At 73.6% G+C, this 7299-nt stretch carries 8 protein-coding genes; 1 reads left to right on the forward strand and 7 read right to left on the reverse strand.

Annotation, left to right across the window (positions count from 1 at the left end):
* The coding region (locus GXW76_RS24330) for a polysaccharide biosynthesis protein (RefSeq protein WP_211864736.1) at positions 1 to 1796 on the forward strand (1796 nt) is incomplete at its 5' end.
* Positions 1797 to 1940: 144 nt separating this feature from the next.
* On the opposite strand, the gene GXW76_RS24335 is transcribed toward GXW76_RS24330, so the two are convergent.
* The 7 genes from GXW76_RS24335 to GXW76_RS24365 all read right to left on the reverse strand — a co-directional run.
* Entirely contained in the window at positions 1941 to 3527 is a 1587-nt protein-coding gene (locus GXW76_RS24335) for a proton-conducting transporter transmembrane domain-containing protein (RefSeq protein ID WP_211864737.1), read from the reverse strand.
* On the reverse strand, positions 3524 to 5047 hold the full coding sequence (locus GXW76_RS24340; protein WP_338151034.1) for a complex I subunit 5 family protein: 1524 nt from the start codon (positions 5045 to 5047) through the stop codon (positions 3524 to 3526). The genes GXW76_RS24335 and GXW76_RS24340 overlap by 4 nt, the downstream gene beginning before the upstream one ends.
* Positions 5044 to 5343, reverse strand: coding sequence for an NADH-quinone oxidoreductase subunit K (locus GXW76_RS24345; RefSeq protein ID WP_211864738.1), 300 nt, complete (start codon positions 5341 to 5343; stop codon positions 5044 to 5046). Before GXW76_RS24345 ends, GXW76_RS24340 begins: the two co-directional genes overlap by 4 nt.
* Positions 5340 to 6281, reverse strand: a complete 942-nt coding sequence (locus GXW76_RS24350; RefSeq protein WP_338151035.1) for a hydrogenase subunit MbhD domain-containing protein — start codon at positions 6279 to 6281, stop codon at positions 5340 to 5342. Before GXW76_RS24350 ends, GXW76_RS24345 begins: the two co-directional genes overlap by 4 nt.
* The gene (locus GXW76_RS24355) at positions 6278 to 6571 is read right to left on the reverse strand and encodes a cation:proton antiporter (RefSeq protein ID WP_211864739.1); all 294 of its coding nucleotides are present in this window, start codon (positions 6569 to 6571) and stop codon (positions 6278 to 6280) included. Before GXW76_RS24355 ends, GXW76_RS24350 begins: the two co-directional genes overlap by 4 nt.
* On the reverse strand, positions 6568 to 6834 hold the full coding sequence (locus tag GXW76_RS24360; RefSeq protein WP_211864740.1) for a monovalent cation/H+ antiporter complex subunit F: 267 nt from the start codon (positions 6832 to 6834) through the stop codon (positions 6568 to 6570). The genes GXW76_RS24355 and GXW76_RS24360 overlap by 4 nt, the downstream gene beginning before the upstream one ends.
* A partial coding sequence (locus GXW76_RS24365) for a Na+/H+ antiporter subunit E (RefSeq protein WP_211864741.1) occupies positions 6827 to 7299 on the reverse strand: 473 nt, incomplete at its 5' end. The genes GXW76_RS24360 and GXW76_RS24365, both read right to left, overlap by 8 nt.

Consider the following 7299-nt stretch of genomic DNA (forward strand, 5'->3'; position numbering starts at 1 on the left):
GGGGCGGGGCGCTGCCCGGGGCGGTGCTCGCGCTGGGCGCGGCTGGCGCGCCGCTGCGGCTGCCGCGGCAATACTGGCGCTTCGTCGGGCTGGGGGACCTGCTGGCCGTGGCCGGCGCGGCAGCGATCGCGGCGGCGCTGTTCACAGTGGGGCTGCACCTCTTCGGCGCCTGGCGGCCGCCCAATCCGGCCTTTCCGGTCATCCATGCCGCGGCGCTGGCGGCGCTGCTGATCGCCGGGCGCGTCGCGGGGCTGTTGCAGGCGGCGCGACATTCGGGCGAATCCTCGCCGGACGCGCAGAACGTGCTGCTGGTCGGCGCGGCGGAGGGGACGGACCTGTTCCTGCGCGCGTTATCGCGCGACCGGCAGGCGCCATATCGCGTCATCGGGATTCTCTCGCTGCGGGCCCGCCAGGCAGGGCGGCGCATGCAGGGCCACGCCATCCTCGGCACGGTCGAGGATATCGAGGCGGTGCTCGACGGGCTGCGGGGGGAAGGGCGGTTGCCGTCGGTCATCGTGCTGGCCTCGGGCCTGTCGGGCCCGGCGCTGGAGGCGGTGCTGGACGCTGCCGACCACCACGGCGTGCCGGTGCGGCGCGCCCCGGCGCCGACCACGCTGGCGCCGGCAGGCGGGCAGGAGGCGCGGCGCGTCGAGTTGCGCCCGGTGTCGATCGAGGACCTGCTCGACCGCCCGCAGGTGCCGCTGGACCGCGAGGGCATGGCGCGGCTGGTGCAGGCGCGGCGCGTGCTTGTCACCGGCGCGGGCGGGACGATCGGCGGGGAGCTGGCGCGGCAGGTGGCGGCGCTCGGCCCGGCAAGCCTGACGCTGCTCGATCACGGCGAATACGTGCTCTACGAGATCGACCTCGAACTGCGGGAGAAGCACCCCGAGGTGGTCCGCCGCGCCGTGCTCGCGGATGTGCGCGACGAGGCGCGGATCCGGCGCCTGTTCGAGGAGATCAAGCCCGAACTCGTCTTCCACGCGGCCGCGCTGAAGCACGTGCCGATGGTGGAGAACGATCCGCTCGAAGGCCTGCTGACCAATGCGCTCGGGACCCGTATCGTCGCCGATGCGGCGCGCGCGGTGGGCACCACGGCGATGGTGTTCATCTCCACCGACAAGGCGGTAAACCCCACGAGCGTCATGGGCGCGTCCAAGCGTCTGGCGGAAATGTACTGCCAGGCCTTCGACCGCGAGGCACGGCACGGGCAGGGCACCATGCGCTGCATCACCGTGCGCTTCGGCAACGTGCTGGGCTCGACGGGCTCGGTGGTGCCGCTGTTCCGCCGGCAACTCGAGCGCGGCGGGCCGCTGACGGTCACGCACCCGGACATGCGTCGCTACTTCATGACGGTGCGCGAAGCAGTGGGGCTGGTGCTGCAGGCTTCCGTCGTCGGCACGACCGATCCGGAGAACATGCCGCCGGAACTCGCCGATGGCGGGATCTTCGTGCTCGACATGGGCGCGCCGGTGAAGATCGTGGACCTCGCGCGGCGGATGATCCGGCTTGCCGGCCTGCGGCCGGATGAGGATGTGGAGATCCGCTTCACCGGCCTGCGGCCGGGGGAGAAGCTGTTCGAGGAACTCTTCCACGGCAAGGAAGCGCCGCGGCCGACCGAATATCCGGGTTTGCTGGTGGCGACGCCGCGCACGGCGGATGCCGCGCTGGTGGGCCGCGCGATCGACGAGATCGCGGGCGCCGCGCGCAGCGGCAATCCGCGGGTGGCATTGCAGCAGCTCGGGCGGCTGGTGCCGGAATTCGAGCACGCGCCGGAAGGGACGGTGGCGACGCGGTGATGTGTCGCCCCCGAGGGGGCTTTGCCCCCTCGAACTCCCCCAGCAGGGGACGACGGTCCCCTGCACCCGCGGTGACCTGAAGTATTGGTTTCCAAAGGCCCTTCGGCCTTTGGCGGGGAGAGTTTGAGAGGGGCAGCGCCCCTCTCAAGGCGCCGCCATGGCAATCCCGAACGCGAGCGCCACCGCCAGCAACGCCAGCCCGGCCACGTGCCAGGCGCGGAAGACCTCTTCCACCCCCGCCAGGGCCACCGCGACCCGCGCCAGGCTGCCCCGTATTGGCCCCGCGAGCAGCACCACGTCGCCCTGCGGCACTTCCGGCACGCGGTCCCCCGCGCGCCACAGCAGGGCGAAGCCGACCGTGCCGACCAGCACCGGCCAGAGCGCCTTCCAGACTTCGGCCGGCGCCAGCAGCCCCGGCGCCGAGGCGCCGTAGAGCCCCCAGGGCACCGCGACCGCCAACGCCGCCATGGCGAGCCAGCAGCCGAGCGGCAGCGGCGCCGGCGGCTTGCCCTCGATCAGCGACAGCCGGCGCACGAAGTGCAGCATCAGCATGGTCGAACCGGCGGCCGAGGCCGCGGCGAGCGCGGCCGCGAGATCTCCCGCGAAGGCATCCTTCACCAGCGCCTTGGCGAACCAGCCGCCGGTCAGCGGCAGCCCACCGAAGCCGAGCGCCAGCACCAGCGCGGGCAGCAGCAGCACCATCCGCCCAGCCCCCGCCACTCCGACGGCGAGGAAGAGCGCCCCCTTCGCCAGCACATGCGCGAGCGCATAGCCCGCGACGGCTTCCCCGGTGCCCGGCAGGCCGCTCGCGATGCCGAGGCCGAACGCCGCCGTCGCCACCCCCATCTGGCTGATGCTGGAATACGCGAGGACAGCCTTGGCCTCGCGCTGCGTCACGCCGCAGCCCACGCCCCAGAAGGCGGTGACGAGACCGACCACGGCGAGCAGCCCGCCCCAGGCCTCCGGTGTCGTGTCGACCGGCAGGAAGCGCACCAATCCGATGATGCCGGCCTTGATGATGGCGCCGCTCAGCACCGCCGAGGCCGGCGCGGGCGCCGCCGGATGCGCCAGCGGCAGCCAGACATGTAGCGGCACCAGCCCCGCCTTCAGCCCGAAGCCGATCACCAGCAGCGCGATGGTCACGTCCCGCAGAGGGGAGCCCGGCAGCGCGCCGAGCACGTCCGCGATGGCGAGGCTCTCCCCCGGCGCGAAGCCGGCGAGCAGCGCGAAGGCGCCGAGCAGCACGGCTTCCCCCAGCAGTGTCAGCGTCAGGTAGAGCCCGCCCGCCCGCCACGCCCGCGGCGTGCGGTCGTGGATTACGAGCCCCCAGGCCGGGATGCTGGCCAGCGCATAGACCAGGTAGAAGCTGATCAGGTCGCCCGCGACGAAGACGCCGAGGCTGCCCGCCATGGTCGCGAGCCACCAGGCGGCGAAGCGCGGCAGGCCCGGCGAACCGGCGAAATAGCCGCGCGCATAGGCCCCGGCGACGGCCCAGAGCAGCGCCGCCGCGCCCAGCAACAACGCCGATGGCGCATCGAGGGCGAGGTTCAACCGCAGCCTCTCGTCCACGACCAGCGGCGGCGCCCCGGCGGCAAACAGCGCGCAGGCGAGCCCCGGCAGCGGCGCCGCCCAGAGCCAGTCGGCGATACGTTCGCGCGCCGGGGCCCAGGCCATGGCCGCCAGCATCGCCAGCGGCACCAGCGGCGTCGCGGCGAGCAGCAGAGCCGTCACGGCGCGCCCCCGATGGCCAGGTCCAGCCGCCCGATCTGCACCAGCCCGAAGGCGCCGAGCGGCAGGAAGCCCAGCACGACCGAGAGAAGCGCGAGCGCCAGCGCGACCCAGGCCTGCCCCTTTGGTTCGGCCACGGCCGCCGTGTCGCCGTTGCCCTGCGTCAGCGCCACGGCCAGCACGCGATAGACATAGGTCCCGGTCAGCAGCCCGCCGCCGAGGATCACCAGCGCCCACCACCACTGCCCGGCCTCGATCGCCGAGGTCAGCAGCAGCCATTTCGCCGCGAACCCGCCCGAGGGCGGCACCCCCATCAGCGACAGCCCAGCCAACCCGAAGGTCAGCAGGCAGAGCGGCATGGCGCGCCCCGCCCCACCGAGGTCCGCGATGCGGTCATGCCCCAGCCCCTTCGCCATCAGCCCGACCGCGAGGAACATCGCCGCCTTGGCGAAGGCATGGGAGACCGCCTGCAGCACGCCGCCGGTCCAGGCGCGCGCGGCGTCCTCGGCCGAGGCGATCGCCGCCGTCATCAGCGGGAACATCAGGAACAGGTAGCCGATCTGCGCCACGGTCGAGTAGGCGACCAACAGCTTCAGCCGCGCCTGCGCCAGAGCCGCCGCGCTGCCGAGGATGATCGCCGCCGCACCCAGCGCCGCCAGGACCTGCGCCGCCGCCGGCGCCGGCAGGCCCGGCATGACGCCGAACCACAGCCGCACCACCAGCACGAAGGACCCCTTGACCACGAGGGCCGAGAGCACCGCGCTCGCCGCCGCCGGCGCGCCCGCATGGGCGGGCGGCAGCCAGAGATGCAGCGGCAGTAGCGCGGTCTTGGCGAGCAGCCCCGCCGTCATCAGCGCGGCGGCGACGACGGTGGCCGGCGCCGCCCGCGCCCGCTGCGCCAGCAGCACGATGTCGAGCGTGCCATAGGCGCCGTAGAGCAGCGCCACGCCGAGCAGGTAGAGCACTGAGCCGAGCAACGCGAACATCAGGTAGCGCAGCGCCGCTTCCAGCGTCTCCCGCTTGCCGTCGAGGCAGGCGAGCGGCATGGCCGCGAAGGTCAGCAGTTCGAGCGCGACATAGAGGGTGAAGAGGTCGTCGGCGACGACGGCGAGGTTGATCGCACCCCAGACCGCAAGCAGCAGCGACCAGAAGGAGAGAGCTTCGCGCCTCTCCGGCGTTCCGGGCGGCGTGCCGAATTCCGCGCGCGCGTAGAGTGCGGTGGCGCCAATCACGATGGCGGCGGTCAGCAGCATCGCCGTCGCGAGCCCGTCCGCACGGAAGGCGAGGCCCAGCGGTGGTGCCCAGTGGCCGAGCAGATGCACGAGCGGCGCGCCACTGGCATAGGTCGCCGCCGCCGTGCCGATGGCGATCAGCAGCCCCACGGGCAGCAGCGCGAAGGTCAGCCGCTCCGCCCCACGCGCGCCGAGCGGCAGCGCCGCCACCATCCCGGCGACGGGCAGCATCACCGCGAGCACCGGCAGCAGGCCCCAGGGCGTGGGCGCGAGGGAAACGGCGCTGTTCACGACGGGTCTGGCCGCTTCGCGCTCTCGGCCGAGAGGCGCAGGAGCAGCATCACGGCCAGCGCGGTGGCGGCGAAGGCGACGACGATGCCGGTGAGGACCAGCGCCTGCGGCACCGGGTCGCCCGGCAGGCCCGCCCCCGCACCGCGCCGCGCCACCGCGCCGAACACCAGGAACACCCCGCCTCCGAGCAGGTTGAAGGACAGGATGCGCAGCAGGTGCGACGGCCGCACCAGCAGCCCGAACAGCCCGATGCCGACCAGCGCGGCGCCGAGCAGGCCGTAGAGCGTCGCGCTCATGCACGGTCCTCCGGCTCGGGCGGACCCATGACCAGCAGGGCGAGCGCGACGGCGATGGACCCCGCCAGGGCGAATTCGACCGCCAGCATCAGCGCCTTGGTCAGCGCTGGCGGGTAGGCGAGGAAGGCGCCCTCGGCCAGCACGCCGAACATGCCGATGGCCAGGAACAGCCCGGTGCCCGCCGAGATGGCGAGGCGCAGCCGGCGCGAGGAGATGCGCGGCGGCGTCGCAAGCCCTGCCAGCCAGGCGAGCAGCCACATCGCCGCCAGGATCGCCGCTGCCTGGAACTTCCCCCCCGGCGCATAGGAGCCGACCCAGAGGATATGGAACGCGACGACGATGCCGATGGGCGGCAGCAGCCGCGCGAGCAGCGCGAGCGGGCCCTGTTCGATGCGTGGATGGATCGGGCCCGGCACGCCGCCCCAGCCGCCGGCTGGCGCGAGCGACCACACGCCGATGACGGCGAGCACGACCACCGCGGCCTCGAGCAGCGTGTCGAGCGCGCGATACGACATCAGCACCCCTGCGACGGGATTGCCGAGCGCGGTCACGGAGAGATGCGCCATCGCTTCCTCGGCGAGGCTCGGCGCCGGTTCGGGCAGGGAGAGGATGGCGTAGCCTACCGCCGCGGAAACCGCCGCGCAGCACAGGCCGATCAGCGCCTTCAGGACGGGGCCGGGTGCGCGTTCCTCGGCCACCGGGCACGCGGCGAGGCGCGACGCGGCGCCAAGCAGCAGCAGGCCGGAAAGTCCGGCACTGATCGCCGCCTCGGTCAATGCGATATCCACCGCGCCGAGCCGCACCCAGGCGAGGGCGAGCAGCAGCCCATAGGCGATGAAGAAGGCGGTGGCGGTGAAGGCGCTGCGCGCCGTGACCGTGCCGGCGGCAAGCGCGAGGATGGCCGCGCCGATCAACAGGTCCGCGAGCAGGCCGGTCACGGCGGCGCGTCCTCCTGCCGTGCAAGGCGGGCGATGAGCGGCCCGACCGTGGCGCCGGCGAGGAGCGCCAACCCCCAGATGACCAGCAGCTTCAGCGCCGGCAGCACCCCGCCCATCTGCGGCAGCAGCCCGAGGACGATGAGGCCGAGGCCCAGGTTGTCCGCCTTGGTCAGCGCATGCAGGCGGCTGCTCGTGTCCGGGAAGCGCAGCAGCCCCGCCGTGCCGGCGGCGAAGAAGAAGAGGCCGGCGAGGACCGCGAGGATGGTGAAGGTATCCAGCAGGAGGCTCATCGGCGCCCGCCCCGGCCAGGCGCGGTCATCACCAGCGCGACGGCGGCAAAGGCGGCGAGCAGCGCCAGGGTCAGCGCGGCATCGAGCAGCGCCGGCGCGCCCGTCGCGACGGAGGACAGCAGCAGCACCGCGATCCCCCCGGTGCCGAGCAATTGCGCCGCCATGACCCGGTCGGCGACTCCCGGCCCGCGCAGGATGCGCAGCAGCCCGCCGGCGACCGTCACCAGCACGACCAGTGCGGCGATCTGCAGGAGGTCAGACATCCGCGCCGATGGCCCGGGCGAAGCGGGCTTCCTCTTTGGTCATCGGCTCGGCGACGGGCGTGGTTCTGTCGAGGGCGTGAATGGCGACAGCGTCGCCGTCCATGTGACCGGCGGGCAAGGTGCCGGGCAGCAGGCTCGCATAGGCGAGGAAGGCATCCCGCGCGCATCCCGCATCGAGGCGCGGCGTCCAGGCCACGGTGCCGGGTTGCAGTCGGCGACGAGGGTCGAGGGCAAGCAGCGCGACATCGATCCCCGCCCGCAGCGCCTGCCAGGGGAAGCGCAACAGAAGAAGCAGCAGCGCCGCCGGGCGCGGGCGGAAGGCGGACGGCGGCATCAGCCGCAGGCTGGCCCAGCTTGCCAGCCCGGCGGCTAGCACGCCGACCGGCAGGTCCTGCGGTGCCGCGCCCGCCAGCACGACCCACAGCGCGAGGAAGGCGGCGCCCCGCGCGGCGGCGGGCCGGAGCG

The sequence above is a fragment of the Neoroseomonas soli genome, from assembly GCF_018129065.1.
Taxonomy (GTDB): Bacteria; Pseudomonadota; Alphaproteobacteria; order Acetobacterales; family Acetobacteraceae; genus Neoroseomonas; species Neoroseomonas soli.